Origin of the sequence: Luteibacter sp. UNC138MFCol5.1 (genome assembly GCF_900110505.1) — a bacterium.
Classification (GTDB): Bacteria; Pseudomonadota; Gammaproteobacteria; order Xanthomonadales; family Rhodanobacteraceae; genus Luteibacter.
In genome coordinates this window covers 389,812-416,388 of the sequence record NZ_FODZ01000002.1, presented here as the reverse complement: position 1 = coordinate 416,388, position 26,577 = coordinate 389,812, and the positions used below count along the sequence as shown (strand labels likewise).

29 protein-coding genes are annotated in these 26,577 nt (G+C 68.0%); 20 read left to right on the top strand and 9 right to left on the bottom strand.

Annotation, left to right across the window (positions count from 1 at the left end; translation table 11 throughout):
• Positions 1-16 precede the first annotated feature (16 nt).
• Positions 17-808 carry an N-formylglutamate deformylase gene (hutG, locus tag BMY69_RS06235; RefSeq protein ID WP_090176101.1) on the top strand — a complete coding sequence of 264 codons (792 nt, stop codon included), beginning with the start codon at positions 17-19 and terminating at the stop codon, positions 806-808.
• 91 nt (positions 809-899) lie between these two features.
• Here hutG and BMY69_RS06230 read toward each other — a convergent pair whose 3' ends face one another.
• The 6 genes from BMY69_RS06230 to asnS are packed head-to-tail and all read right to left on the bottom strand — an operon-like array spanning position 900 to position 6,173.
• Complete coding sequence (locus tag BMY69_RS06230) at positions 900-1,325, bottom strand: RidA family protein (protein ID WP_090176097.1); 426 nt, start codon at positions 1,323-1,325, stop codon at positions 900-902.
• Positions 1,315-2,766, bottom strand: coding sequence for an aldehyde dehydrogenase (locus BMY69_RS06225; RefSeq protein ID WP_090176094.1), 1,452 nt, complete (start codon positions 2,764-2,766; stop codon positions 1,315-1,317). The genes BMY69_RS06230 and BMY69_RS06225 overlap by 11 nt, the downstream gene beginning before the upstream one ends.
• A 9-nt stretch (positions 2,767-2,775) precedes the next feature.
• Entirely contained in the window at positions 2,776-3,564 is a 789-nt protein-coding gene (locus BMY69_RS06220; protein WP_090176091.1) for an SDR family oxidoreductase, read from the bottom strand.
• A 35-nt stretch (positions 3,565-3,599) separates the two neighbouring features.
• Positions 3,600-3,932 (bottom strand): hypothetical protein, encoded by a 333-nt coding sequence (locus tag BMY69_RS06215; protein ID WP_090052504.1) that lies wholly within the window; start codon positions 3,930-3,932, stop codon positions 3,600-3,602.
• 9 nt (positions 3,933-3,941) lie between these two features.
• The gene (locus BMY69_RS06210) at positions 3,942-4,754 is read right to left on the bottom strand and encodes a MalM family protein (protein WP_090052506.1); all 813 of its coding nucleotides are present in this window, start codon (positions 4,752-4,754) and stop codon (positions 3,942-3,944) included.
• A 15-nt stretch (positions 4,755-4,769) separates the two neighbouring features.
• Positions 4,770-6,173 carry an asparagine--tRNA ligase gene (asnS, locus tag BMY69_RS06205; RefSeq protein WP_090052508.1) on the bottom strand — a complete coding sequence of 468 codons (1,404 nt, stop codon included), beginning with the start codon at positions 6,171-6,173 and terminating at the stop codon, positions 4,770-4,772.
• Positions 6,174-6,294: 121 nt separating this feature from the next.
• Between asnS and BMY69_RS06200 the strand changes: the two genes are divergently transcribed.
• The 9 genes from BMY69_RS06200 (at position 6,295) to radA (ending at position 14,256) form a co-directional block, all read left to right on the top strand.
• Positions 6,295-6,621 carry a HesB/IscA family protein gene (locus BMY69_RS06200; RefSeq protein WP_090052510.1) on the top strand — a complete coding sequence of 109 codons (327 nt, stop codon included), beginning with the start codon at positions 6,295-6,297 and terminating at the stop codon, positions 6,619-6,621.
• Between the two features lie 136 nt (positions 6,622-6,757).
• Complete coding sequence (gene rpsF / locus BMY69_RS06195; RefSeq protein ID WP_090052511.1) at positions 6,758-7,177, top strand: 30S ribosomal protein S6; 420 nt, start codon at positions 6,758-6,760, stop codon at positions 7,175-7,177.
• 15 nt (positions 7,178-7,192) lie between these two features.
• Positions 7,193-7,423, top strand: a complete 231-nt coding sequence (gene rpsR, locus BMY69_RS06190) for a 30S ribosomal protein S18 (RefSeq protein WP_045830959.1) — start codon at positions 7,193-7,195, stop codon at positions 7,421-7,423.
• Positions 7,424-7,529: 106 nt separating this feature from the next.
• Positions 7,530-7,976, top strand: a complete 447-nt coding sequence (gene rplI / locus BMY69_RS06185) for a 50S ribosomal protein L9 (RefSeq protein ID WP_090052513.1) — start codon at positions 7,530-7,532, stop codon at positions 7,974-7,976.
• 171 nt (positions 7,977-8,147) lie between these two features.
• Positions 8,148-9,563 (top strand): replicative DNA helicase, encoded by a 1,416-nt coding sequence (locus BMY69_RS06180; protein ID WP_090052515.1) that lies wholly within the window; start codon positions 8,148-8,150, stop codon positions 9,561-9,563.
• Between the two features lie 150 nt (positions 9,564-9,713).
• Positions 9,714-10,469 carry an SGNH/GDSL hydrolase family protein gene (locus BMY69_RS06175; protein WP_090176088.1) on the top strand — a complete coding sequence of 252 codons (756 nt, stop codon included), beginning with the start codon at positions 9,714-9,716 and terminating at the stop codon, positions 10,467-10,469.
• 160 nt (positions 10,470-10,629) lie between these two features.
• On the top strand, positions 10,630-11,598 hold the full coding sequence (locus tag BMY69_RS06170; protein WP_255364474.1) for a CsgG/HfaB family protein: 969 nt from the start codon (positions 10,630-10,632) through the stop codon (positions 11,596-11,598).
• Between the two features lie 109 nt (positions 11,599-11,707).
• Positions 11,708-12,796 carry an alanine racemase gene (alr, locus tag BMY69_RS06165; protein ID WP_090176085.1) on the top strand — a complete coding sequence of 363 codons (1,089 nt, stop codon included), beginning with the start codon at positions 11,708-11,710 and terminating at the stop codon, positions 12,794-12,796.
• A 68-nt stretch (positions 12,797-12,864) separates the two neighbouring features.
• Complete coding sequence (gene radA / locus BMY69_RS06160) at positions 12,865-14,256, top strand: DNA repair protein RadA (RefSeq protein WP_090176082.1); 1,392 nt, start codon at positions 12,865-12,867, stop codon at positions 14,254-14,256.
• 183 nt (positions 14,257-14,439) lie between these two features.
• Here the strand turns inward: radA and ccsA are convergent, their stop codons facing one another.
• Positions 14,440-15,237 (bottom strand): cytochrome C assembly family protein, encoded by a 798-nt coding sequence (ccsA, locus tag BMY69_RS06155; RefSeq protein ID WP_090052525.1) that lies wholly within the window; start codon positions 15,235-15,237, stop codon positions 14,440-14,442.
• 113 nt (positions 15,238-15,350) lie between these two features.
• On the opposite strand from ccsA, the gene ffh reads away from it, so the two are divergent.
• From ffh to rplS, 5 genes are all read left to right on the top strand, one after another.
• Positions 15,351-16,730: a signal recognition particle protein gene (gene ffh / locus BMY69_RS06150; RefSeq protein ID WP_090052526.1), complete on the top strand. Its 1,380-nt coding sequence runs from the start codon at positions 15,351-15,353 to the stop codon at positions 16,728-16,730.
• Between the two features lie 132 nt (positions 16,731-16,862).
• Positions 16,863-17,114 carry a 30S ribosomal protein S16 gene (rpsP, locus tag BMY69_RS06145; RefSeq protein ID WP_029213716.1) on the top strand — a complete coding sequence of 84 codons (252 nt, stop codon included), beginning with the start codon at positions 16,863-16,865 and terminating at the stop codon, positions 17,112-17,114.
• Positions 17,114-17,629: a ribosome maturation factor RimM gene (gene rimM, locus BMY69_RS06140; RefSeq protein WP_090176079.1), complete on the top strand. Its 516-nt coding sequence runs from the start codon at positions 17,114-17,116 to the stop codon at positions 17,627-17,629. Before rpsP ends, rimM begins: the two co-directional genes overlap by 1 nt.
• Positions 17,630-17,649: 20 nt before the next feature.
• Complete coding sequence (trmD, locus tag BMY69_RS06135) at positions 17,650-18,393, top strand: tRNA (guanosine(37)-N1)-methyltransferase TrmD (protein ID WP_090052531.1); 744 nt, start codon at positions 17,650-17,652, stop codon at positions 18,391-18,393.
• Positions 18,394-18,441: 48 nt separating this feature from the next.
• On the top strand, positions 18,442-18,843 hold the full coding sequence (gene rplS / locus BMY69_RS06130) for a 50S ribosomal protein L19 (protein ID WP_090052532.1): 402 nt from the start codon (positions 18,442-18,444) through the stop codon (positions 18,841-18,843).
• A gap of 127 nt (positions 18,844-18,970) precedes the next feature.
• Here the strand turns inward: rplS and BMY69_RS06125 are convergent, their stop codons facing one another.
• Together BMY69_RS06125 and epmB are read right to left on the bottom strand one after the other, a co-directional pair.
• Entirely contained in the window at positions 18,971-21,037 is a 2,067-nt protein-coding gene (locus tag BMY69_RS06125; RefSeq protein ID WP_090176075.1) for an EAL domain-containing response regulator, read from the bottom strand.
• Positions 21,038-21,137: 100 nt separating this feature from the next.
• Positions 21,138-22,163 carry an EF-P beta-lysylation protein EpmB gene (gene epmB / locus BMY69_RS06120; protein WP_090176072.1) on the bottom strand — a complete coding sequence of 342 codons (1,026 nt, stop codon included), beginning with the start codon at positions 22,161-22,163 and terminating at the stop codon, positions 21,138-21,140.
• An 87-nt stretch (positions 22,164-22,250) separates the two neighbouring features.
• On the opposite strand from epmB, the gene efp reads away from it, so the two are divergent.
• The 5 genes from efp to BMY69_RS06095 all read left to right on the top strand — a co-directional run bounded on the left by efp (position 22,251) and on the right by BMY69_RS06095 (position 26,501).
• Positions 22,251-22,832 (top strand): elongation factor P, encoded by a 582-nt coding sequence (efp, locus tag BMY69_RS06115; RefSeq protein WP_090052535.1) that lies wholly within the window; start codon positions 22,251-22,253, stop codon positions 22,830-22,832.
• 93 nt (positions 22,833-22,925) lie between these two features.
• Positions 22,926-24,263 (top strand): TRZ/ATZ family hydrolase, encoded by a 1,338-nt coding sequence (locus tag BMY69_RS06110; protein ID WP_090176069.1) that lies wholly within the window; start codon positions 22,926-22,928, stop codon positions 24,261-24,263.
• A 23-nt stretch (positions 24,264-24,286) separates the two neighbouring features.
• Positions 24,287-24,991, top strand: coding sequence for a bifunctional 2-polyprenyl-6-hydroxyphenol methylase/3-demethylubiquinol 3-O-methyltransferase UbiG (gene ubiG / locus BMY69_RS06105; protein WP_090052539.1), 705 nt, complete (start codon positions 24,287-24,289; stop codon positions 24,989-24,991).
• The gene (locus BMY69_RS06100) at positions 24,988-25,668 is read left to right on the top strand and encodes an HAD family hydrolase (RefSeq protein ID WP_090176066.1); all 681 of its coding nucleotides are present in this window, start codon (positions 24,988-24,990) and stop codon (positions 25,666-25,668) included. The genes ubiG and BMY69_RS06100 overlap by 4 nt, the downstream gene beginning before the upstream one ends.
• Complete coding sequence (locus BMY69_RS06095) at positions 25,665-26,501, top strand: squalene/phytoene synthase family protein (RefSeq protein ID WP_090176062.1); 837 nt, start codon at positions 25,665-25,667, stop codon at positions 26,499-26,501. Before BMY69_RS06100 ends, BMY69_RS06095 begins: the two co-directional genes overlap by 4 nt.
• Positions 26,502-26,577: the final 76 nt, after the last annotated feature.

The following is a 26,577-nucleotide window of genomic DNA, read 5'->3' as shown; positions in this document are numbered from 1 at the left end:
GCGCTACACTGGCGGCATGACCCCGTACACCCTGCACCGCGGCACCGCGCCGCTCCTGATCAGCCTGCCGCACAACGGCAGCGCGATTCCCGACGACCTCGCCGCGCGCATGAAGCGCCCCGCGCGGCGGAGTCCGGACACGGACTGGCACGTGGCCGAACTCTACGACTTCGCCCGTGCCCTTGGCGCCAGCGTGATCAAGCCGTTCGCGTCGCGCTATGTCGTCGACCTCAACCGTCCGGCGGATGGTCATGCGCTGTATCCGGGCCGGAGCGAAACGGGACTCGTGCCGACCGTCCTCTTCAGCGGCGAGCCCATCTACCGGCCGGGCGCCGAGCCGGATGCGACGGAAGTCGCCGACCGGGTGAAGCGCTGGTGGAAGCCTTATCACGCGGCGCTCGCCGACGAGCTGAGGCGCCTGCGCAAGCAGTTCGGCCGCGCCGTGCTGTGGGAAGGCCATTCGATCCGCAGCCATGTGCCCATGCTGTTCGAAGGGCGGCTTCCGGACTTCAACCTCGGCACCGCCGACGGTGCCAGTTGCTCGCCGGCGCTGCAGGCGAAACTCGCTGCGCTTCTGGAGGGCCAGGCCGATTATTCCTGGGCCGTGAACGGCCGCTTCAAGGGCGGGTACATCACGCGTCACTACGGCAGGCCCGACGACGGCGTCGACGCCGTGCAGCTGGAACTCGCCCAGGTCAATTACATGGACGAGGACACGTTCGAATACCTGCCGCGGAAGGCGGCGAACGTGCAGGTGCTGATCGGGGAGATGCTGAAGGTGTGTCTGGAGCCGACCCCCCTGAAGTAGGAGCGCGCCCTGCGCGCGACATCTTTTCGCGAAGGTCTGCACGTGTCCTGTGGCTCACGGCCCCAGAAGCTGTCGCGCGCAGGGCGCGCTCCTACGGAGTGTGGAGCGCCGCCACGCACTTCAGCTCGATGGCGATCGCCGTCGGCAGCGCGTTCACCTCCACCGTGGTGCGGCACGCGTCCACGCCCGCGAAGGCCTCGGCGTAGAGCCGGTTGTACGCGGCGAAGTCGTTCGCCATGTCCGTGAGATAGACCGTGACGTCGACGAGGTCTTCGAAGCGCGCGCCGCTGGCCTCGAGCACGGCACGGACGTTCGCGAACACCTGCCGGCATTGCGACTCGATGTCGTGCGAGACCAGGCGGCCGTCATCGTCCACGACGTTTCCCGGAATGGCGTCGGTTCCCGGCACCCTCGGACCGATGCCGGAGAGGAACAGCAGCGGGCCGACGCGGCGCGCGTGCGGGTAGGCGCCGACGGGCGCGGGGGCGCCGTCGGCGCGGATGATGTCAGTGGCCATGGTCGATGCAGATGTTCCTGGCTTCGGTGAAGAAACGCATGGCCTCGAACCCGCCTTCGCGCCCGACGCCCGACTGCTTGCTGCCGCCGAACGGCGTGCGCAGGTCGCGCAGCATCCAGCAGTTGACCCAGACGATACCGAAGTCGAGTTGCGCGGCGAAGCGGTGCGCGCGCGACACGTCGCGCGTCCAGACGGAGGCGGCGAGGCCGTACGGCGTGCCGTTCGCGATCGCCAGCGCGTCGTCTTCCGTGTCGAAGGGAATCAGCGTGACGACGGGACCGAAGATTTCTTCCTGGTTGGTCGCCGCATCGGCGGGCAGGCCTTCGATGACCGTGGGCTGGATGAACCACCCGCTCGCGCAGCGCCCCTCCACCGCCACGCGGCCGCCACCCGTGAGGACGCGGCCACCTTCGTCGCGTGCGCGGGCGATGCAGCCGGTCACCTTCGCGAAATGCGCCTCGGAAACCAGCGCGCCAAGATCGCTGCGCTCGTCGAGCGGATCGCCGACGCGTAGCGCACGGACGCGCGCTAGGTACGCGTCGCGAAAACGCGCGTAGATCGACCGCTGCACGAGCAGACGCGAGCCGCACAGGCAGATCTCACCCTGGTTCGCGAATCCGGAGCGGACGATCGTCGCCATCGACGCGTCGCTGAAGTCGAAGTCGTCGAACACGATCGCGGGGTTCTTGCCGCCGAGTTCCAGCGACACCTTCTTCAGGCGTGGCGCGGCTGCCGACGCGATCGCCATGCCCGTGCGCGTGCTGCCGGTGAACGAGATCGCCTTGACCGCCTCGTGCGTGACGATGGCCTCGCCGACGACGGGGCCCGTCCCATGCACGATGTTGAGCACACCCGGTGGAAATCCCGCCTCGTCGAGCAGCGTGCCCAGCAGCCACGCGGTGTACGGCGTCACCTCGGAAGGCTTCGCCACGACCGTGTTTCCCGCCGCGAGCGCGGGCGCGATCTTCCAGGTGAACAGGTAGAGCGGCAGGTTCCATGGGCTGATGCAGCCCACCACGCCGAGCGGCAGGCGCAGGGTGTAGTTGATGGCGCCTTGCTCCATCGCATGCGATTCGCCGCTGAACTGGCCCGCGGCCGCCGCGAAGAAGCGCAGGTTGGCGACGGCGCGGGGGATGTCGAGCGTGCGGGCGAGGGCGAGCGGCTTGCCGCTGTCCTGCGATTCCGCCGCGGCGAACGCTTCCAGGCGCGCCTCGATCGCGTCGGCGAGGCGATGCAGGCATCGCGCCCGGGCCTCGGCCGGCGTCCGGGCCCACCCCGGCGCGGCACGCACCGCGGCGGCCACCGCATCGGCCACGTCGTCGGCATCGGAGTCCGGGCAGCGCGCGAAGCTCGCGCCGACGGCGGGGTCGACCACGTCCAGATAGCCGCCCGCGCGCGGCGCGCGCGAACGACCGTCGATCAGGTTCGCGAGCGCGAGCATGGCCGCCCTTCAGTTCAGGCCGCGGGTGCGGCCGCCGTCGATGGGGATGCTGGTGCCGTTGACGTAGCCGGCGGCGGGGGAGGCGAGGAAGGCGATCATCGCGGCGACTTCCGAGGGCTCGGCGAACCGCGCGGCGGGCACGCTGGCGAGCAGCCCGCGCTCGACCTCGTCGCGAGAGCGCCCGGCCCGGCAGCTTTCCTCGACCAGCGCCTCGAGCCTCGGCGTGCGCGTGTAGCCGGGCAGGATGTTGTTGACGGTGATGCCGTCCTTCGCGACCTCGGAGGCGAGCGTCTTCGCCCAGCCCGCCATGGCCGCGCGCACGGTGTTGGACACGCCGAGGTTCGGGATGGGCTCCTTGACCGACGTAGAGATGATGTTGATCACGCGCCCGTAGCGCGCTTCGCGCATGCCCGGCAGGCAGGCGCGCGTGAGTACCTGCGCGGCGATCACGTGCTGGCGGTAGGCGCTCAGGAATGCCTCGGTATCGGCGCTCGCGATCGGTCCCGGCGGCGGCCCGCCGCTGTTGTTGACGAGCACGTGCACCGAGTGGTCCGCGACGACGCCCTCCACCGCGGCGGCGAGCGCGTCGGTGTCGAGCATGTCGACGGCGACGTAGCGGTGCGTCTGGCCCGGCTGCGTGGCCGGCAGTTCGGCGGCAAGGGCGGCCAGCGCGTCGGCGGATCGGGAGAGCAGCGTGACACTGGCGCCGAGTTCGGCCAGCTCGAACGCCGTGGCACGTCCGAGGCCTTGCGAGGCGCCACAGACGAGTGCGTGACGGCCGGTGAGACGAAGATCCATGCGTTCGCTCCCTGGGGCGGTTGGGGTCGGGCGGATCAGCCCTGCTTCATCGCCCACCACTGTATCGCCATTGCGGCGAACCAGCACGGCCACGCGAACCAGGGCGCCAGGCGCCACCAGCGCTGCCAGCGGTTGAGGGCGTCGTCGTTGAACAGGGCGGGCGCGTCCGAGCGCAGCACGCGCCGCACCCGAAGCCAGTTCGCCATGCCGTTCGGTCGGCCGGTGTCGGCTTCGGTGATGGTCTTCCACTGGTCCGGGTAGCGCTGGCGCAGCAGCACGGTGAAGCGCCACTGCGCGACGAAGTGCACCAGGAAGAACGCCACGGCGCCGAGCAGGAGCAGCAGGTAGAGATAGACGGCGGTCACCATGGCGTCGGCTCAGCTTCCCTTGTCCTTGTCTTTCTTCGTGTCCGGCTCCTGGCGCAGCAGGTCGGTGGTGACCACGCTGCGGATCGTCTGGATCACGCCGTCGCCCTGTTGCGGCTGCTTGCAGACCGCGTTGTTGATCGCGCGCTTGTAGGTGTCGTTCTGGACGCCGACGAAGAGCACGCCGTCCGGACCGTGGGCGATCTTGAAGCTGCCGGCCGGGTTCATCTTCACCGGTGCTTCGGCCGAGAACGTGGTGGGCGATTGCTCCCAGTACGTCTGGCCCTGCTGCTGCTTCGCCGAGGAATACACGACGAGGTAGCGCGCCTTGTCGTCCACGACCTTGAACTTGCCGAAGGCGCCTGTCGTCTCGCTCGTCCACCCGATGTATTCGCACAGCTGGATGTCTTCGGAATGCAGCGGCTGGAACGCGTCGTCGAGCAGCACCACCGTCGGTGCGAACAGATAGCTCGAACTCAGCCAGCGTCCGTTGAGTTCGGACTTCATCGCGATGGTGTACGGCAGCGCGGCGCCCTGCGGCAGGCGGAACGCGAGGAAGTAACTGCGGTCGCCATTGAGGTTGGCGACCGGGCTGTCCTTGTTGAGCTCGAAGCGCTGCGGCTGCCACGGCAGCATGTCCTGGTAGGACAGGTCGGCGAAGCTGCCGCAGCAGGGTGCCGCGCCTTCGAGCGTCTTCCGCGCGATGTCGATCGTGTTCGTCGGATTCTCCGGCGGGCGGAAGTTCGGCGGCACGATGCTCCGGCAGGCGCCGAGCGCCACGAGGGCCGCGCCAAGGAGCAGGAGACGGGGTAGGGAAGGGGGCATGATCGTCTCAGGGGTTCAGAAGTCGGCACTCCCGGCCGCTCGGGGGTAGGGGATGGCGTCGCGGATGTTCGACAGGCCGCAGACGTACACCAGCAGGCGCTCGAAGCCCAGGCCGAAGCCGGCGTGGGGGACGGTGCCGTAGCGTCGCAGGTCGCGGTACCAGTCGTACGTCGCCTTGTCGAGATGGAACTGGTCCATGCGGCGGTCGAGGTAGTCCAGGCGTTCCTCGCGCTGGGCGCCGCCGATGATCTCGCCGATGCCCGGCGCCAGCACGTCCATGGCCGCGACCGTCTTCCCGTCGTCGTTCAGGCGCATGTAGAACGCCTTGATCTGCTCCGGGTAGTTCATGACGACCACCGGGCGACCGATATGTTCCTCGGCGAGATAGCGCTCGTGTTCGGTCTGCAGGTCGACGCCCCAGGCGACGGGGTGCTCGAACTTCTTGCCCGACTTCTGCAGGATCGACACGGCCTCGGTGTAGTCGATGCGCTCGAAGGGCTTCGCGATGAAGGCTTCCAGGCGCGTGATGGCGTCGGGCTGGACGCGTTCGGCGAAGAACGCCATGTCGTCCGGACGCTCGTCGAGGACGGCCTTGAAGATGCCCTTGAGGAACAGCTCGGCGAGATCGGCGTTGTCGTTGAGGTCGGCGAAGGCGACCTCCGGTTCGACCATCCAGAACTCGGCCAGGTGACGCGTGGTGTTGGAGTTCTCGGCGCGGAAGGTCGGGCCGAACGTGTAGACCTTGCTCATCGCCAGGGCGTAGCCCTCCACGTTGAGCTGGCCCGACACGGTCAGGAACGCCTCGCGGCCGAAGAAATCCTTGCGGAAATCGATGTTGCCCTTGTCGTCGCGCGGCAGGTTGGCGAGGTCGAGCGTCGACAGGCGGAACATGTCGCCGGCGCCTTCGGCATCGGACGTGGTGATGATCGGCGTGTTGATCCAGAAGAAGCCCTGCTCCGTCAGGATGCGGTGGATCGCCGTCATCATCGTGTGGCGCACGCGCGTGACCGCGCCGAACAGGTTCGTGCGCGGACGCAGGTGGGCGACCTCGCGCAGGAACTCCATCGAGTGCTGCTTGGGCTGGATCGGGTAGGTGAGGGGGTTCTCGACGAAACCGGTGACCTCGATGCGGGTCGCCTGGATCTCGAAGGCCTGGCCCTTGCCCTGCGACGGCACGAGCTTGCCCGTGGCGATGACCGCGGCGCCCGCGGAAAGGTGCTTCACGTCCGTCTCGTAGTTCGCGAGATCGGCGGTGGCCACCACCTGGATCGGGGCGAAGCAGGAGCCGTCGCTCACGTTCACGAAGGAAAGCCCACCCTTGGACTCGCGCAGGGTGCGGACCCAGCCGCGGACCGTCACCTCGTGTTCGCCCGCGGATGCACCGCCGGCGAGGGCCTGCTTGACGCTTACCACCGTCATCGATTGAAACTCCAGAAAGGGCGCCGCATGTTGAGGCGCAAGGGACGCGACCCGGCATGATAATGTAAGGGTCGCGTGAACGGCACCGTTCATCGATATACCACGGCCAGAAAACGTTTTCATGAGCATCCAGATCACTCCCGCCGCTTCCGACCGCATGCGCGCCTTCCTGGCGAAAGCCCCCGAGGCCAGCGGCGTGCGCTTCTCCGTCAAGCGCATGGGCTGCTCCGGGTTCGGCTACGTCGTCGACCTCGCGGGCGACATCGCCGCGGACGACCGGGTGCTGGACATCGACGGCATCCGCGTGGTGGTCGATCCGAAAAGCCTGCCCCTGGTGGAGGGCACCCTGATCGACTTCCAGCGCCAGGGCCTGAACGCCTCGTTCGTCTTCCACAACCCCAACGCCACCGGCGAATGCGGGTGCGGCGAGAGCTTCACGGTTTCCTGACCGCGCGCCCGCTTGCCCTGGGCGCCCCAATCTCCTTACAATGCGCGGCTACCTCTCCGTCCGGAGGGGTTTCTTGCCTCACCGGCCCGCCGGGAGGCTGCCATCCCCGCGAGGGGTGCATCCACAAGGAGCCACCATGCGTCATTATGAAGTCGTGTTCCTGGTCCATCCGGACCAGAGCGAACAGGTGCCCGCCATGATCGAGCGTTACAAGACGCTGATCGAAGGCGACAACGGCAAGATCCACCGTCTGGAAGATTGGGGCCGCCGCCAGCTGGCTTACCCGATCGAGAACCTCGCCAAGGCTCACTACGTGATGCTGAACATCGAGGTTTCGCAGAACGCCCTGAACGAGCTCGAGACGGGCTTCCGTTTCAACGACGCCGTCCTGCGCCACCTCGTGATCCGTCGCGACGAAGCCGACGTCGAGCAGTCCTTCATCCTCAAGAGCAAGGAAAAGGACGAGCAGAAGGGTTCGCGTCGCCGTGACGACGACAACGACGGCGAAGGCCGCGTTGGCCGCGATAACGACAACGATCGCGACAGCGACGACTAATCGGGGATCACAGACATGTCCAAGTTCTTCCGCCGCCGCAAGTTCTGCCGTTTCACCGCCGAAGGCGTGAAAGAGATCGATTACAAGGATCTTAACACCCTGCGCCAGTACATCACGGAGAACGGCAAGATCGTCCCGAGCCGCATCACGGGCACGAAGGCACGCTACCAGCGCCAGCTGGCGACCGCGATCAAGCGCGCTCGCTTCCTCTCGCTGCTGCCGTACACCGACAACCACGACGTCTGATCGTCGGGCGCCCTCGCCATGAGGCCGGGGCGCTCACCTGCAGATATTTCGGACAACCGTCCTGGCTGCACGGGGCCCATTCCGTGCTAACGAAAAGGAACATCCCATGGAACTCATCCTCCTCGAGAAGGTGAAGAACCTCGGTAATCTCGGCGACAAGGTCAACGTCAAGCCGGGTTACGGTCGTAACTTCCTCCTCCCGACCGGTAAGGCCGCTCGCGCGACCGCCGCCAACCTCGAAGCGTTCGAAGCCCGTCGCGCCGAGTACGAAGCCAAGGCCAAGGAGCAGCTCTCCGGTGCCGAGGGTCGTGCCGCCAAGCTCGAAGGCGCCGAGGTCACGATCGAAGTGAACGCCTCGCCGGAAGGCAAGCTGTTCGGTTCGGTCACGCCGCGCGACGTCGCCGAAGCCCTGACCGCCAAGGGTCTGGAAGTCGACAAGAGCGAAGTGATCCAGGCCGAAGGCCCCTTCCGCAACGTGGGCGAGTACGATGTCATCGTCGTCCTCCACGCCGACGTGCAGCAGACGGTCAAGGTCAAGGTCGTCGGCGCGTAAGCCCCGATTCACCGCGATCCACGACGACGGGCGCCGCAAGGCGCCCGTTTTCGTTTCCGTCCACAAGTTATCCACAGACTTATCCTCTCAACGCGTGAGACGTCTGCGCGTATGATCGTCCCCACGGCCAGCCGATCCGGTGTGGGCGCCGTCCGCAACACGAGGTAATCCATGTCCTTCAATCCCGAGCGTGGCGAGCGCGGCGACCGCAAGCGCCGTCGCGAGCCATCCGCCATCGACTCGCTGCGCATCCCGCCCCATTCCATCGAGGCCGAGCAGGCCGTGCTCGGTGGCCTGATGCTCTCGCCGGATTCGCTGGACAAGGTGGCCGACAAGCTCACCGACGACGACTTCTACCGCCGCGACCATCGCATGATCTGGCGCGCCATCAACGAGCTGGCGAACAAGGGCATGCCTTGCGACGCCATCACGCTGGGCGACTGGTTCGTCGCGAACGAGATGGCGGAAATGGTCGGTGGCGCCACGTACCTCATGGAACTGGCGAACTCGACGCCCAGCGCGGCGAACATCGCGGCTTACGGCGACATCGTTCGCGAGAAGTCGGTGATGCGCCAGCTGATCGACGCGGGCACCGCGATCACCGAGGACGGTTTCCGTCCCGAGGGAAAGAGCGTGCAGGAAGTGATGGAGCTCGCCGAACAGCGCGTGTTCCGCATCGCGGAGTCGGGCGCGCGTGGCAAGAAGGACATCGTCTCGGTGCGCGAAGCCGCGGGCGAGGCGTTCCGCATGCTCTCGGAGCGTTACGAGAAGCGCGGCCAGCTCACGGGTCTGTCGACCGGATTCACCGACCTGGACGAACTGACCTCCGGCCTGCAGCCGTCCGACCTCGTGATCATCGCGGCGCGTCCGTCGATGGGCAAGACGGCGTTCGCGCTGAACCTCGCCGAGGCCGCGGCGATGCGCGGGAAGAAATCCGTGGCGGTGTTCTCCATGGAAATGTCCGCGTCGCAGCTGGCGTTCCGTCTGATCTCGTCGCTCGGCCGCGTCCACGCGCAGCACCTGCGCAACGGCGACCTCGCCGAGGAGGACTGGCCGCGCGTCACCTCGGCGATCACGATGCTCGCCGACGCGAAGATCTTCATCGACGACACGCCCGCGATGTCGCCGGTGGAAATGCGCTCGCGCTCCCGCCGCCTGCAGCGCGAACACGGCCTGGGCCTGATCGTCATCGACTACCTGCAGCTGATGCAGGTACCCGGTAACTCGGAAAACCGCGCGACGGAAATCTCCGAGATCTCGCGCGGCCTGAAGGCGCTGGCGAAGGAACTCAATGTGCCGGTGATTGCGCTGTCGCAGCTCAACCGCTCGCTGGAACAGCGCGCCGACAAGCGCCCGATGATGTCCGACCTGCGCGAATCCGGCGCTATCGAGCAGGACGCCGACGTCATCATGTTCATCTACCGCGACGAGTACTACAACAAGGAATCGCCCGATAAGGGCCTCGCCGAAATCATCATCGGCAAGCAGCGAAACGGCCCCACCGACACCGTGAAGCTGGCCTTCCTCGGCCACTACACGAAGTTCGAGAACTGGGCGCCGGATTCGTACGTCGGTACGTTCGACTAGCGGCTGGGCTGGACCGGTGGGAGCCGATCGCATCGGCGATCCCGCGGCAGCGGGCAAGCTCGCCCCAGGTGTCGGTAGAGCGAACCGCTACTCGCTCCGGGATGACCGGACGCTTTAGGATGCGACGGACCTGTCGAAAAGGATGCTCCGATGCGCCGTATCGCCCTGATGCTCCCGCTTCTCTTCTGCGCGACCGCCGCGATCGCCGCCGAGCGCATCGTGCTCCCCGAAACGCCGACCCCTGAACAGCGCGCGGACATCGAGCGCCGCCTCAACGACTGGCCCGACCTCGCGCGCTACGCCGCGGAGAACGCGTCGCTGCCTGCGCCGCGTCCCGGTGAGAAGCGCGTGGTCTTCATGGGCGATTCGATCACCGATGGCTGGGGCAGGGAGGTCGGCGAGTTTTTTCCCGGCCGCGGTTACATCAACCGAGGGATCAGCGGGCAGACGACACCCCAAATGCTGATCCGCTTTCGACCCGACGTCATCGAGCTCAAGCCGGCGGTGGTCGTGATCCTCGCCGGCACGAACGATCTCTCCGGCAACACCGGTCCCTCCACCGTCGGAGCGATCGAGAACAACCTGTCGTCCATGCTGGACCTGGCGCGCGCGAACGGGATCCGCGTCGTGCTCGCGTCCCTGCTGCCCGTGAACGACGTGCAGAATCCGAAGCAGACGACGCAGCGGCCGCCCGCGTCGATTCGCGAGCTGAACGCGTGGATGAGCGCCTATGCGGCGCGCCACCACGTCGTCTATCTCGACTATCACGCGGCCATGGTCGACAAGGACGGCATGCTCAGGAAAGGGCTGAGCGACGACGGCCTGCACCCGAACGCGGCAGGTTACGAGGTGATGGCGCCTCTGGCGCAGAAGGCGATCGACCAGGCCTTGCACGGGCGCCCCTGACAGCGCGCCGCGGGCGCTCCGAAGTCTTTTTCGGGGTCACGACCTAAAGACCGTCAGGACCACGATTCCTAGCATGACGCCCCCGTGATGCCTTCGCGTGGGGAGCGCCCGACTGCGCGCGAGGCGAGCCGTTGGGCGCACGTCATAGACAGGATCGATCATGCAAACCACATTCCGACGCGCCGCTTCGGCGACGCTCGCGCTTGCCTGCGTAATGGCGATTTCCGGCTGTACGACCGGCAACCCGATGGTGACCCGCTCGCAGAAGGAGCACGAGGCCAAGGTCGCCGCCATCCCGAAATGCACGCGCAAGCTCGGCACGATTTCGGTCATCGAGCCGGAGGGCGATGTGCACTGGTGGACCCAGCAGCAGCTGCCTTCGCCCACGAAGCTCATCAAGGTATTCGTCAGCAAGTCGGGCTGCTTCACGCTGCTCGACCGCGGCATGGGCATGAGCGCCGCGATGCGCGAGCGCGAGCTGGCCGCGGGGGGCGAATTGCGTGGCGGCGCGAATGTCGGCAAGGGTCAGGTCAAGGCGGCCGACTATGTCCTGGTGCCCGACCTCGTCTCGAAGAACGCCGACGCCGGCGGCAGCGCGCTCGGCGCGATCGCGGGCGGGCTGATCGGGGGCAACGTGGGGCGCCTGGCAGGCTCTCTCAACATCAATTCGAAGACGGCCGACGTCACGCTGACGATCACCGATGTGCGCTCGTCGGAGCAGGTCGCGCTGACGGAAGGCCATGGCGAGAAGAACGACATCGGCTTCGGCGCTTCCGGACTCTTCCGTGGTGCTAGCGGTGGCATGGGGGCCGGCCTCGGCGGCTACGAGAACACCACCATCGGCCAGGTCATCACGATGGCCTATCTCGACGCCTACACGAAACTCGTGGACGAGATGGGTGGCATGCCGGGCAACGCTTCGGCGGCGAACAGCCGTCAGTCGGGCCGCATCCGTGTCGCCACGCGCATGTTCGAGAACTCGACCATGAAAGGCAAAGCGGTACGCACGCTCGACCCCGGCATGACCGTCTACCCGACTGGCGAGAAGGCCGGCGTGAACTGGCAGGTGGAAGACGAGCACGGCAACCGCGGCTGGGTTTCGTCCGCGAACTTCGACCTCGCGAAGTGACGGGCAGGGCGGACCGCGACCGCGGTTCGCCCTTTCCTGGTCATCCGGGTGCCCGCCCATTGCGGCTAGACTGGGCGGCCTGCCAGCCAGCGTCCCGCACTCCGAGCCCATGAGCCGCACCACCGTCGCCACCATCCATCTCGGTGCCCTGCGCCACAACCTCGCCCGCGTTCGCACGCTCGCGGAGGGCGCCCGGGTGATGGCGGTGGTCAAGGCGGATGCCTACGGACACGGGCTGGAGCGGGTCGCACGCGCGCTCGACGGCGAGGCCGAGGCGTTCGCCGTGGCGGCGATCGCCGATGGCCTGCGCCTGCGCGCGGCGGGGCATCGCCAGCGCATCGTGGTGCTTTCGGGGCCGGATACCGCCTCGGACATCGCCGAAATGCAACGACTGCGGCTGGAAGCGTTGATCCACCACGACGCCCAGCTGCCGTGGCTGGCGAAGGCGGATCCGGCGCGCGGCGCGCTTCGCGTGTGGATCAAGGTAGACACCGGCATGCACCGCCTGGGCTTCGACCCGGCACGCGCGAGGGACGTGCATGCGGCCCTCCGCGCCATGCCGGCGATCGATGCCGAGATCGGCCTGATGACGCATTTCGCCTCGTCGGAGGAGTTCGGCGGCAGGGAGACCGCGCTGCAGATCCTGCGATTCAGGGAAGGGACCGCCGGGCTGCCCGGACCGCGGGCGATGTCCAATTCGGCGGCTGTGCTCGGCTGGCCCGACGCCCGTGGCGACTGGGTCCGCACCGGTGGGCTGCTCTACGGGCTGTCGGTGGTGGAAGGGCGCTCGGGCGCCGACTTCGGGTTCCGGGCGGCCATGACCCTGTCCACGCGGCTCGTCGCGATCAATCGCCTCGCGAAGGGCGAGCGCGTCGGCTACAACGGTACCTACGAGTGCCCCGAGGACATGGACGTCGGTGTCGCGGCCATCGGCTACGGCGACGGTTACCCGCGCAGCGCCGCCCCGGGCACGCCGCTTCTCGTCAACGGCCACCGCGCGTCGCTCGTCGGCCGTGTCTCGATGGATCTCATCACGATCGACCTGCGCGCCGTTCCCGATGCGCGCCCGGGCGATCGCGTGACGCTATGGGGCGAGGGCCTGCCCGTCGAAACGGTCGCCGCCGCCGCGGGCACGATCTCGTACGACCTGACCTGCGGCATGACCCGTCGCGTACTCTTCGTCGAAGACGAGTCCTGAAGGCCGTATCGTCTCCTGCGACGCCTTCGCGATACAAAGACGCATCACTTCCCGGAATCCACGCATCGATGGCCAAGGCCAAGACAGCTTACGTCTGCACGCAGTGCGGCGCCGAACACAGCAAGTGGCAGGGCCAGTGCGCCGAATGCAACGAATGGAACGTGCTTTCCGAGTTCGTGGTGCAGCCGGCCAAGCCCAACGCCGTGGCGACCGGCACGCGCCGCGGCGGCTACGCCGGCGAGGCGGCAGGCGCGCCGCGCATCACGCCGCTCACCGAGGTGCTGCTGACGGCGGAGGCGCGCACGAACACGGGCATCGGCGAACTCGATCGCGTGCTCGGCGGCGGCCTGGTCGACGGCTCGGTGGTGCTCATCGGCGGCGATCCGGGCATCGGCAAATCGACGTTGCTGCTGCAGATGCTCGGCACGCTCGGCGCGACCTTGCCCAGCCTCTATGTCACGGGCGAGGAGTCGCTCGGTCAGGTGGCGCAGCGCGCGCAGCGCCTCGACCTGCCGCTCGGGCCGCTGCACGCGCTGGCCGAAACCTGCATCGAGCGGATCCTCGAACAGGCGTCGTCCGCACGCCCACGCGTGCTCGTCATCGACTCGATCCAGACGATCTGGACCGAGATGCTGACGGCAGCACCGGGCTCCGTCAGCCAGGTACGCGAATCGGCGGCGAAACTCACGCGTTTCGCGAAGGAGACCGGCACGTCCGTCTTCCTCGTCGGTCACGTCACCAAGGAGGGCGGCATCGCCGGTCCGCGCGTGCTCGAGCACATGGTCGACGCCGTGCTGTATTTCGAAGGCGAGTCCGGCAGCCGCTTCCGCGTGCTGCGCGCGTTCAAGAACCGCTTCGGCGCGGTGAACGAGCTGGGCGTCTTCGCGATGTCCGAAAAGGGGCTTCGCGAAGTGCCGAACCCGTCGGCGATCTTCCTCTCGGCGCATGCGGGCCCGACGCCGGGCAGCGCCGTGATGGTCACGCGCGAGGGCACCCGTCCGCTACTGGTGGAGGTCCAGGCGCTGGTCGACCAGTCGTCGCTGGGCAACCCGCGCCGCGTGGTGCTGGGCCTCGAGCAGAATCGCCTAGCCATGCTGCTCGCGGTGCTGCACCGGCACGGTGGCGTGGCGGCCTACGACCAGGACGTCTTCGTCAACGTCGTCGGCGGCATCCGCGTGCAGGAAACCGCGTCCGACGTTCCCGTGCTCATGGCCGTGCTCTCGAGCCTCCGCGATCGGCCGTTGCCGGAGAAGACGATCGCCTTCGGCGAGGTCGGCCTCTCGGGCGAGATCCGCCCGGTACCCAACGGCGAGGAGCGCCTTAAGGAGGCCGCGACGCATGGTTTCCGCCGAGCCGTGGTGCCGGCGGCGAACGCGCCGAAGCGCGGCCGCGTCGGCGACATGGAAGTGATCGGCGTGGAACGGCTGGGGCAGGCGATCGACGCCAGTCGCGACGCGTAGGTAATCGCGCCGCGCGGTAGGAGCGGACCTGGCCGCGACGGCTCCTCGCGACACGCCGCAGGACCTGTCACCCGGTCGCGAAAGGCTGTCGCGGCCAGGTCCGCTCCCACAAGAGCGATCGCGGCCAGGTCCGCTCCCACAGGGGCTGTCGCGGCCCACGGGAAGGTCTTGGGGGCGGGCGCTTCAGGGCGTCCGGTGCAGGATCAGTTCCAGCACCGCCTTGGTGCCGAAGAACGCTAGCAGCAGGATGCCCATGCCCACGAGCGTCAGGTACACGGCGCGGATGCCGCGCCACCCGTGGCGCCAGCGGCCCCAGAGCAGCACGCCGAACACGATCCACGCGATGATCGAGAGCACGGTCTTGTGCACGAGGTGCTGGCCGAACAGGTCGCCCACGAACAGGGCGCCGGTGACGAGCGTCAGTGTCAGCAGCACGAAGCCCACGGCGATCAGCCGGAACAGCAGCACCTCGGTGAGGGTCAGCGGGGGCAGGGCGCGCAGCCAGTGCCCGAAGCGGCTGCGTCGCAGGGCCCGCTCCTGGATCGCGAGCAGGATGGCCAGCGCCGCGGCGATCGAGAGGATGCCGAACGCGAACACCGCGATCGTCACGTGCATCTCGATCTGCCAGCTCATCGATTCGGGCGCCGTCCGTGGCGCCAGGAACGCGTCGATGGCGACGAGGGCCGCGGACAGCGGAAAGATCAGTATCCCCAGCCCCGCGACGGGGCGCGACAGGTTGACCACGAGGGTCAGCGCCGAGGCGATCCAGGCGACGAGCGAGAGCGCCGCGAAGAAGTGCAGGTCGAGGGTGCCCCGATGGGCGGTCAGCAGCACGGCGGCGTGCGCCAGCGCGGCCCCCGTGGCGAGCGTCATGCCGACGCGCGCGAGCGGCTGCCCGCCCGTCGCCAGCGGCCGGGCGAGCACGCCGGCGGCGGACAGGTAGAGCGCGATGGCGGCCAGGGTGAGCGCGGTGACGATCATGGACGCGCAGTGTGGCATAGCGGGTCGCGACCGTGAATGCGACACGATGGCATTCGCCGTGCCCGCTATCCAGCTATAATCCGGAATTCACCGCATCTCATGCCGAATTCCCCATGTTCGAATCGCTCAGCCAACGCCTGTCCGACACCGTCAACCGCCTGCGTGGTCGCGGCCGGCTGACCGAGGAAAACATCCGCGAAACCCTGCGCGAGGTGCGTATCGCCCTGCTGGAGGCCGACGTGGCCCTGCCGGTGGTGAAAGCCCTCGTCGAGCGCGTGAAGGTCCGCGCCGTCGGCCAGGAAGTGCTGAAGAGCCTTTCGCCGGGCCAGGCGCTGGTCAAGGTCGTCAGCGACGAGCTGACCGCGCTGATGGGCGCGGCGAACACCGAGCTCAATCTCGCAGCCCAGCCGCCGGCGATCGTGCTCATGGCCGGCCTGCAGGGCGCGGGCAAGACCACCACGGTCGCGAAGCTCGCGCGCTTCCTCAAGGAGCGCAAGAAGAAGCGCGTGATGGTGGTCAGCTGCGACGTGTACCGTCCCGCCGCCATCGAGCAGCTGCGCACGCTCGCCGGCCAGGTCGACGTGTCGTTCTTCCCGTCGGAAGCCGGGCAGGATCCGGTCGAGATCGCGAAGGCCGCCGTGGTCGCCGCTCGCCGCGAGGTGATCGACGTGCTGCTGGTCGATACGGCGGGCCGCCTGCACGTCGACGACGCGATGATGACCGAGATCAAGGCGCTGCACGGCGCGCTCGATCCGATCGAGACCCTGTTCGTCGTGGATTCCATGACGGGCCAGGACGCCGCCAACGTCGCCAAGGCGTTCTCGGAAGCCCTGCCGCTGACCGGCGTGGTGCTGACCAAGACGGACGGCGACGCCCGCGGCGGCGCCGCGCTCTCGGTGCGCTACGTCACCGGCCGCCCGATCAAGTTCCTCGGCGCCGGCGAGAAGACCGACGCCCTCGAGCCGTTCCACCCGGACCGCGTGGCCCAGCGCATCCTCGGCATGGGCGACGTCCTGTCGCTGGTCGAGGAAGTCGAGCGCAAGGTCGACCAGGAAAAGGCCCAGAAGCTGGCCGAGAAGGTCATCAAGGGTAAGCGCTTCGATCTCAACGACATGCGCGACCAGCTCGAGCAGATGAGCAACATGGGCGGTCTCGCGGGGCTGATGGACAAGCTGCCGGGCATGTCGAGCATCCCGGACAGCGTCAAGTCGAAGGTCAACGACAACGAGCTCAAGCGCATGGTCGCGATCATCGGCTCGATGACGAAGAAGGAGCGCCGCCATCCCGACCTCCTCAACGGGTCGCGCAAGGCCCGCGTTGCGCGCGGTTCCGGCACGCAGCCGGCGGATGTGAACCGCCTGCTGAAGCAGTTCATGCAGATGGAGAAGATGATGTCCAAGCTGTCCAAGGGCGGCAGCAAGGGCCTTCTCCGTCAGATGCGGGGCGCCATGAAGGGCATGGGCGGCATGGGCGGGATGATGCCGCCGCGCTGACGCGGCCCGATGAGTAGGGAAGGGGCTGATACCCCTTCCATTTTTCTAAACTTTCGCTAAAATGTCCGGCTTTACCGCGCCCGCTTCTCGCGCGCGCCTTGCCGGTCTGCGGCATTCTGGAGCTCGTAACTTATGGTCAAGATTCGTCTTTCGCGCGGTGGCGCCAAGGGCCGTCCGTTTTATCACGTCGTCGTTACCGACCAGCGCAGCCCGCGCGACGGTCGTAACATCGAGCGCGTCGGCTACTACAACCCGGTCGCTTCGGGCGCTGACAAGCGTCTCGAGCTCGACGTCGCCAAGGTCCAGGCCTGGGTCGCGAAGGGTGCCCAGCTGACCGACAAGGTCCGCGCCCTCGTGAAGGAAGCCGGCAAGCTGGCTGCTTGATGTCGACGGAGTCCGGTAAACGCGTCCGGGTCGGGCGCATTGTCGGACTTCATGGCGTGCAGGGTCAGGTCAAGCTCGAAAGCTGGACCGAGCCCCGCATCCAGATCTTCCGCTACCAGCCATGGCTGCTCACCGCGCCGGGCGTGCAGCGGGAAATGAACGGAGTCCGCGGGCGCGCGCAGGGTAAGGGCATCGTCGCCACCCTGCCGGGCATCGAGGACCGCGACCAGGCCGCGGCGCTCGTCGGCTGCGAGATCACGGTCTCGCGTGACGTGCTGCCGCCGCCCGCACCAGGCGAGTTCTACTGGACCGATCTCGAGGGCCTCGAGGTCGTCACCACGGAGAACATCGGCCTGGGTCGGGTAAGTCATCTTTTCGCCACCGGCGCCAATGACGTCATGGTGGCGAAGGACGGCGACAAGGAGCGCCTGATCCCGTTCATCCAGGGCCCCTACGTGCATTCGGTCGATCTGGTCGCCGGGCGCATCGTGGTGGACTGGGACCCCGAGTTCTGATCGACGAAGCCTGGACGCTCATGCGCATCGACGTGGTTTCGTTGTTTCCCGATTTCGTCCGCCAGTCGGCCGCGATCGGGGTGGTTGGAAGGGCGCAGCAGCGCGAACTGTTGCAGGTGGAAGCCTGGAACCCTCGCGACTACGCCACCGACAACTATCGCACCGTGGACGGCAGGCCCTTCGGGGGCGGACCGGGCATGGTGATGCTGATCGATCCCCTGCGAGCCACGCTCGCCGCGGTTCGGGCGGCGGCACCGGAGCCGGTGCATGTGATTTACCTCAGCCCGCAAGGTGCGCGGCTGACGCAGAAACGGGTGGAAGCGCTGGCGAAGATGCCGCGAATCGCCCTGATCTGCGGACGTTACGAGGGTGTGGACGAACGCCTGATCGAGCACGAGGTCGACGAAGAGCTTTCAATCGGCGATTATGTGCTGTCTGGCGGGGAACTCGGCGCAGCGGTGGTCATCGATGCGGTGGGTCGTCTACAGGAAGGCGCGTTGAACGACGTGCAGTCCGCCCAGCAGGACTCCTTCTCGGATGGCCTGCTGGATTGCCCGCATTACACCCGTCCCGTGCAGCACGATGTATGGGGTGGCGTGCCGGAGGTCCTGCTTTCCGGCGATCACGCGGCCATTCGCCGCTGGCGTCGCAAGCAGTCGCTGGGTCGTACCTGGCTGCGCCGGCCGGATCTGCTAACGCAGCGTGCGCTCGACGATGAGTCGAGAGCATTGCTGGATGAATTCCGCCGTGAGTTTCACGGTTAAACGGTGCGGCCGATATCGACCGCCGTAATAAAAATTGACAGGTGCGCCATGAACAAACTCCTCCAACAGTTCGAAGCCGAGCAGATCACCCGCCAGCTGCCGGATTTCGGTCCTGGCGACACCGTGATCGTCAACGTCAAGGTGAAGGAAGGTAACCGCGAGCGCGTCCAGGCGTTCGAAGGTGTCGTCATCGCCAAGCGCAGCCGCGGCCTGCACTCCGCCTTCACCGTGCGCAAGATCTCGCACGGCACGGGCGTCGAGCGCGTGTTCCAGTCGCACAGCCGTGCGATCGACTCGGTCGAAGTGAAGCGCAAGGGCAAGGTCCGCGGCGCGAAGCTGTACTACCTGCGTGGCCTCGAAGGCAAGGCTGCCCGCATCAAGGAAGACGTCGCCGCCGCCGCTGCCGCCAAGGTCGCGAAGAAGGCTGCCGCCGCTGCCGCCGCCGAGTAATCGGTCGCCGCAAGGTCACGAAAAAGCCCGCGAGCGATCGCGGGCTTTTTTGTTTTCGCCGTCGTTGGAGCGCACCTGGGCGCGAATGGGTGCTTGCCGCAAGCACCCATCGCGCCCAGGTGCGCTCCTACACTGGCATGTATTCCTCGGCCAGCACCTTCGCGGGTTCCTGCAGGAAGTTGCCCTGGATGAAGTCGACGCCGGCCGCGAAGAGCAGCGAGGTGCTCACCGCGTCCTCGACCCATTCGGCGACCGTCTGCTTGCCCGACGCGTGGCCTTCCTTGCAGATCTCGGCGATCCGCTTCTGGTTCTCCGGATGCTGCGGCAGGTCGGTCATGAAGCTGCGGTCGATCTTCAGGAAGTCGGCCTCGACGTGGTTGAGCATCTGGAACGAGTTGAGGCCCGATCCGAACTGCTCGATCGCGAAGCCGCCACCCGCCTTGCGCCAGCCCGCGACGAATTCCTGCGTGGGGCGCAGGCTCGTGAGCACCTTCGACTCCGGCATCTCGATGACCAGCCTGCTGCGGCGTAGCTTCGCCGACTCGAGCCGGCGGACGAGCCAGGGCAGCAGCTCGGGGTCTTCGAGCGATTGCAGCGTCATCTTCACGAAGTAGGTCGTGGTCAGGCCGTCGTTCTCGCGGTGGGCGAGGGCGTCGATGGCATGGCCCAGCACCCAGCGGTCGATCGCGGGGAGCAGGCCGTTGCGTTCCGCCACCGGAAAGAAATACGACGGCAGCACGTCGCCCTTCGGGCCGCGCATGCGGACGAGGATCTCGTAGAACTCGCCCGCGGCGTCCTGCAGGCTGATGATCTGCTGGTGGTAGAGGCGCAGGCCGTCCTGCGCCAGCGCCTCGCGCACGAGGTCGAGCCAGTACTGCTCGCGTTCGGCGTCGGCTTTCTCGCGGGCGCTCGGGTCGTGCAGTTCCACCCGGTTGCCGCCCTGGTTCTGCGCCGCGCGCAGGCAGGCGCTGGCCTGGTCCAGCACGGCTTCCGTATTGGCGTTCTTCTCGGCGATCAGGGTGCCGCCGATCGTGATCGTGACGGTGAGCGAGCGCGAGCCAGCGTCGAAGATGGTTTCCGCGATGGTCGTGCGCAGGCGCTCCGTGAGCGCCGCGTGCTCCAGATCGCCGCGCGGGGAGAGGATCAGGCCGAGGGTGTGGTCGCCGAGCACGCCGGCGACGTCCTCGTCGGGGTCGATGGATTCCGTGACCTTGGCGGCGAGCGCGGCGAGCAGGTGATCGGCGTTGCCGATGCCCGCGCTGGCCACGATCTCCTTCCAGTTGTCCGGTTCCACCAGCAGGACGGCCTGGCCGGCGCGACCGGCCGCCGCCGCAGCGACCGCTTCATCGATGCACTCGAGCGTGCGCGAACGGTTGTAGAGGCCGGTGACGGGGTCGCGCTGGAGCTGCGCGACAAGGGCCGCATCGACCATCTGCTGACGGAAGACGATCTGCAGGCAGGCCTCGCCCTCGAAGGTCGCATGCGCGAATTCGACCGACGCCTTGAACGTGCCGCCATCGTCGCGCCGCGCGAGCAGCTCCATCGGCGGCGGGATCCTGTCGCCCTTGGACAGGCCGCGCAGCGTGTTCTTGAAGTCGTCCGCATGCGTGCCGGCGACGAGGTCGAGGATCGGTAGGCCGATGATGTCGTCGAACTCGGCGAAGCCGAACGCTTCGAGGTACGCCTGGTTCACGCGGACGTGCATGCCTTCGTGCACGTAGGCGATGGCGTCGCGCGACGAATCGAGCAGGGCGTCGCAACGGCGCTCCGTCTCGCGCAGCGCGGTTTCCAGCCGGCGCACCTGGCGCCGCGTGGAGAGCGCTTCGAATTCACGCTGGACGACGGCGAGCACCTGGTCCGAGCGTTTGCGCAGGGCCACGCCGCGTGCGCCGGCGGCGAAGAGGTCGGCGATGGTGTCGTCGTCGAGGCTGTCGACCACCGCGATCATCGCGAGGTCGCGGCCGCTCGCGTCGAGCTGGCGCATGGTGGTCGTCGTGTCGATGCCCGGCACGCCGGGATTCATCAGCACGAGGTCGGGAATGCTCTCGTCGAGCGCCGCCTGGATGTCGTCGGGCGTGGTCGCCCGCGCGGGGCGGACGGCGATGCCGCCGTTCCGCAAGACATTGATCAAAAGCTCGGCGTCTTCCACCGAGTTTTCGATGAAGAGAATCCTGATGACGTTGTCGTGTTTCATGCCGTTCCGAATTGCCGCTTGCCCATCCCGCGAACCGGCTTGCCGGCCCGCTCCCCCCAGCGCGGTCCGGTCGGATCATGCTGACCGGAAGGTCACCATACTAACGCGCGAAATCGGCAATAGGGCGCTTCGACGGGTCGCCAGGCAGTTCGCGGACCAGCCGGGGCACGAGGTAGCCGGGCAAGTGGGCACGCAGGGCGTCGACGAGCCAGACCGCCCGGTCGTCGTCCACTTCGAAATGGGCCGCGCCCTGCACGCGGTCCAGCTGGTGCAGGTAATACGGCAGGACGCCGGCCGCGAACGATCGCTCGCACAACGCGGCGAGGGTCTTCACTTCGTCGTTGATCCCGCGCAGCAGGACCGCCTGGTTGAGCACCGTGGCGCCCGCCCCGCGCAGGCGGGCACAGGCGGCGTCGACCGCCGCGTCGAATTCGTTGGCGTGGTTGGCATGCAGCACGACCACCTTCTGCAGCGGAATCGCCGCGAGCCAGTCCGTGAAGGCGTCGTCGACGCGCTCGGGAAGCACGACGGGCAGGCGCGTGTGGATGCGCAGCCGGATGACGTGGGGCAGTTCCGCGAGGCCGCGGGTCAGTTCCTCGAGCTTGTGGGTCGCCAGCGAAAGGGGATCGCCACCGGACAGGATGAGCTCGCGGATCGAGGTGTCCTCGCGAACGCGCGCGAGCGCCTCCCGCCATTGGCCCGCCGCCGCGATTTCCTCGCCGTAGGGAAAATGACGGCGGAAGCAGTAACGGCAATTGACGGCGCAGCTGCCGCTCGCGATGAGCAGGGCGCGGCCATCGTACTTGTGCAGGATCCCATGGCCGGCCTTCGACGCCATGTCGCCGACGGCGTCGGTCGAGTAGCCGGGAGCGTCATCGTGCTCGGCGCGGCGCGGCAGCACCTGCAGCAGCAGCGGATCGCCCGGGTCGCCGTGGCGCATGCGCGCCGCGAAGCCGCGCGGCACGCGCAGCGGAAAGCCGGCGTCGTCCGGCGGAAGCAGGTCGGCGCGGTCGGCGAGGCCGACGGCCGCGAGCAGGGCGGTGGCGTCCGTGAACGATTCCCGCCAGAGCTCGCGCCAGTCCCGGACGGGCGGCGATAGGCGGGAAGTGGGGCTTGCGGTTATCATTGGCGGCCTTGGATCGGGCCCGCGGGCCCGTGACGACCCCATTTTAGCCGCCCAGCGGGGCGGATTTAACTCTGGAGCAGAAAGCGCATGGCGACCCTTGGCCTCAATGACGTCAAAACGGGCAAGAAGATCCTTCACAACGGCGATCCCTGGGTCATCACCGAGGCCGACTTCATCAAGCCGGGCAAGGGCCAGGCGTTCACGCGCATCCGCGTGCGCAACCTGAAGGACGGCCGCACCACCGAGCTGACGCTCAAGTCGAGCGATTCGTACGAAGAGGCCAACGCCGTCGACACCGACGCCACCTTCTCGTACATCGAAGGTACGGGCAACGATCGCGAGTGGGTCTTCATGCACTCGGAAACCTTCGAGCAGTACCGCGCCAACCTGGCCGCCATGGGCGACGCCTGGAAGTGGCTCAAGGGCGACGAGGAGTGCCAGATCACGCTCTTCAACGAAACGCAGATCATCGCGGTGCAGGCGCCGAAGTTCGTCGAGCTGAAGATCGTCGAGACCGATCCGGGCGTCCGTGGCGACACCTCGGGCGGCGGCGGCAAGCCGGCCACGCTCGAGACCGGCGCCGTCGTGCGCGTGCCGCTCTTCGTGAACCAGGACGAAGTGATCAAGGTCGATACCCGCACGGGCGAGTACGACAGCCGCGTCAAGTAAGGTTCCGCACGTTCGACCGACAGGAGCGGCACGGCAGCCCAAGGCGCCGTGCCGTTCTTGTATGAGGCTCCCGACTTCCCCACCGAGGCCCCCATGAGCGAAAGCCCCACCCCGATCGATCTCCTCGTCGAAGCCCGCTGGGTCGTCCCCGTCGAGCCGCATGCCGTCGTGCTCGACGACCACGCGGTCGCCGTGCGCGACGGGCAGATCGTGGCCGTGCTGCCGATCGCCGAGGCGCGCACCGCGTTCGCGCCGCGCGAGCGCGTCGAGCTGACCGAGCACGCGGTGATTCCCGGCCTCGTCAACGCGCACACGCACAACCCGATGACGCTGCTGCGCGGACTCGCCGACGACCTGCCGCTGATGACCTGGCTGCAGGAGCACATCTGGCCCGCCGAAGGCCGCGTGATGGGGCCGGACTTCATCCGCGACGGCGTGGAACTCGCCGTGGCCGAGATGATCCGCGGCGGCACCACCTGCGCCAACGAGAACTACTTCTTCCCGGACGTCATCGCGGCCACGTATCGTTCGATGGGTTTCCGCGCCGTCATCGGCCTGCCGGTGATCGACTTCCCGACCGCCTGGGCGAAGACGTCCGACGAATACTTCGACCGCGCGCTCGAGGTCCATGCGTCCCTGCACGGCGAGTCGCTGCTGACCACCGCGTTCGTGCCGCATGCGCCGTACACGGTGTCCGACGACAACTTCGTGCGCATCCGCGATCTCGCCGCCGAACTCGACATTCCCATCCACCTGCACACGCACGAAACCGCGCAGGAAGTGGAGGAGGCCGTAGCCAAGGACGGCATCCGTCCGTTCGCGCGCCTGCAGAAGCTGGGACTCGTCAACGAGCGCCTCGTCGCGGTTCACATGACCCAGCTGACCGACGACGAGATCGCCGCGTGCGCGGCAGCCGGCGCGTCGGTGGCGCATTGTCCGGAGTCCAACCTCAAGCTCGCCTCGGGCTTCTGTCCCGCGGAAAAGCTGCGCGCCGCGGGAGTCAACGTCTGCATCGGCACCGACGGCTGCGCGTCGAACAACGACCTCGACATGTTCGGCGAAATGCGTACCGCGGCGCTGCTCGCCAAGGCCGTGGCCGGCGACGCGGCCGCCTTCGACGCCGCCTACGCGCTGCGTGCCGCCACGCTCAACGGCGCGAAGGCGATCGGTCTGGGCGACCGCATCGGCTCGATCGAGCCGGGCAAGCGCGCCGACTTCGTCGCCGTGCGGCTCGACGCGCTGGAAACCCAGCCGCTGTACCACGTCGCCTCGCAGCTGGTGTACGCCACCGGGCGCCACCAGGTCAGCGACGTCTGGATCGACGGCGTGCGCAAGCTGTCCGCGGGCGAGCTCGTGGGCATCGACAGCGCGGCGATCCGCGCCAAAGCCCGCGCGTGGCGCGAACGCATCGCGGCGGCGGATCCGGCATGAACGAACCGATGGAGTCCCCAACCATGCAGAACGCCAACGTCAGCGCGGAAGAGATCGCGCGCTTCGAAAAACTCGCCGCGCGCTGGTGGGATCCGGACGGTGAATCCCGCCCGCTGCACGATCTCAATCCCGTGCGTGCGGCCTACGTCGGCGGGCGCGTCGAGCTGCGCGGGGCGAAGGTCGCCGACATCGGCTGCGGCGGCGGCCTGCTCAGCGAGGCGCTGGCGCGCGCCGGCGCGAAGGTCACCGCGATCGACCTCGGCGAGAAGCTGATCCAGATCGCGAAGCTGCATCTGTTCGAGTCGAACCTCCAGGTCGACTACCGCGTGCAGTCGTCCACCGAGCTCGCCGAGGCCGAGCCGGCGTCGTTCGACGCCGTCTGCTGCATGGAAATGATCGAGCACGTGCCCGATCCGCTGGCGATCGTGCGCGACCTCGCGGCGATGGTGAAGCCCGGCGGGCAGGTGTTCCTTTCGACCCTCAACCGCACGCCGGCGGCGTTCGGCGCGGCGATCGTCGGCGCGGAGTACCTCATGCGCCTGCTGCCGCGTGGCACGCACCACTACGCGCAGTTCCTCAAGCCCTCCGAGCTGGCCGCGATGCTGCGTCGTTTCGGGCTGGAGCTCGAGGACATCCAGGGTCTGGCGTACAACCCGATCACGCGCAATGCGAGCCTTTCCCGGAACACTTCCGTGAACTACGTGCTCGCGGCGAGGAAGGTGGGATGAAGGCGGTGCCGTTCAAGCCCGACGGGGTGTTCTTCGACCTCGACGGCACGCTGCTCGACAGCGCGCGCGATCTTTATGCCGCGCTGACCGTGCTGTGCGCGGAGCAGGGCGTCGACGCGCCGCCGTTCGAGCGCGTGCGCGAGGTCGTTTCCCGCGGGTCGCGCGCGATGCTGGGCGTGGCGTTCCCCGCGGCCGACGAGGACGCGATTGTGGCGCTCGTGCCGCGTTTCCTCGATGTCTACGAAGCGGACATGGCGAGCCACACCACGGCGTTCGACGGCGTGGAGGCCATGCTGGCCGGGCTCGACGCGGCCGGCGTCCGCTGGGGGATCGTGACGAACAAGCCGGGCTTCCTCACCGACGCGCTGCTGCCGCGCGCGGTGCCGCACTGGAAGCCGGTGGCCGTCGTGTCGGGCGATACGTTGCCCGTCCGCAAGCCCGATCCTGCGCCGGTGCTGCACGCCTGCGCGACCGCGGGCTGCGACCCGGCGCGCTCCGTCTTCGTCGGCGACGACCGCCGCGACGTACTCGCCGGCAACGCGGCGGGCCTGTACACGGTGGCCGTGCGCTGGGGGTATCTCGACGGCGGCGATCCCGATACCTGGGGTGCCGATGTCGTCGTGGACGGCGTCGCGGATCTCGCCGCGCTGCTCGGCCTGAAGGAGGTCGCGGCATGAGCGACGGCGCCACGCAGAACTTCGTCGACAAGTGGTTGGCCGTACAGCCGCAGCAGCGGATCGCGCTCGGTTTCGTGGACGAGGCCTCGCGCGACGAACGCGTCGCGCTGGCGGCGCTCGAACAGGAGCTGATATCGTCCGCCTACGGCATCCGCGAGCCACAGGTGGCCGCCGCGAAGCTGCAGTGGTGGGCCGAGGAACTTTCGGGCGCCACGGCCAGCGGCGGTCGCCATCCGCTCACCAAGGCCCTGTTCGCGAGTCAGCGCGCGAAGCAGGTGCCGTCCGCGCTGTGGATCGCTCCCGTGCTCGCGGCGATGGCGCAACTGGAGCAGGGCACCTCGTCGGACTTCGCCGCGCAGGTCGCCGCGTCGCGCGGATTGCACGGGGCGCTCGCGGCGCTGGAGAACGCCTGGTGGTTCGGTGTCGACGCGCCGGTGGAATCCGCATCGCGCGTGGCCACCCTGGCGCACCTCGTCTTCGCGCTGTCGCGGCTCGAGCTCGACGCCGAGCGCGAGCGACTCCCCCTGCCGATGTCGCGACTGGCGCGGCATGGCCTGTCCCGCAGGCAGCTCAAGGCCGACTCGCCCGCGCGCCGCGACGCGATCCGCGCGCAGCTCGCCGAGCTGGCGCAAGGTCTGCGCGAGGCGCTCGCCCTGGCGGAACCCTTGAGTACCTTCCGGGGTGTCGAAGGACGCACGGCGCTCGCCACCGCGAAGTCCGCCTCCCGCGCCTCCGAGCCGTTCGCCGAGCTGCACCGGCGCCAGGCGCGCACGGGTCCCGCCACGGCGATCCGCGCCTGGCTCGCCGCCCGGCATGCCGGCCGGTTCGGCTGAACGGATCGTTTCCACGGCGAGCCATTGAGCCAATCAACGCGACCCCCATCTCGGTCACCGTAAGCCGGCCGACGGC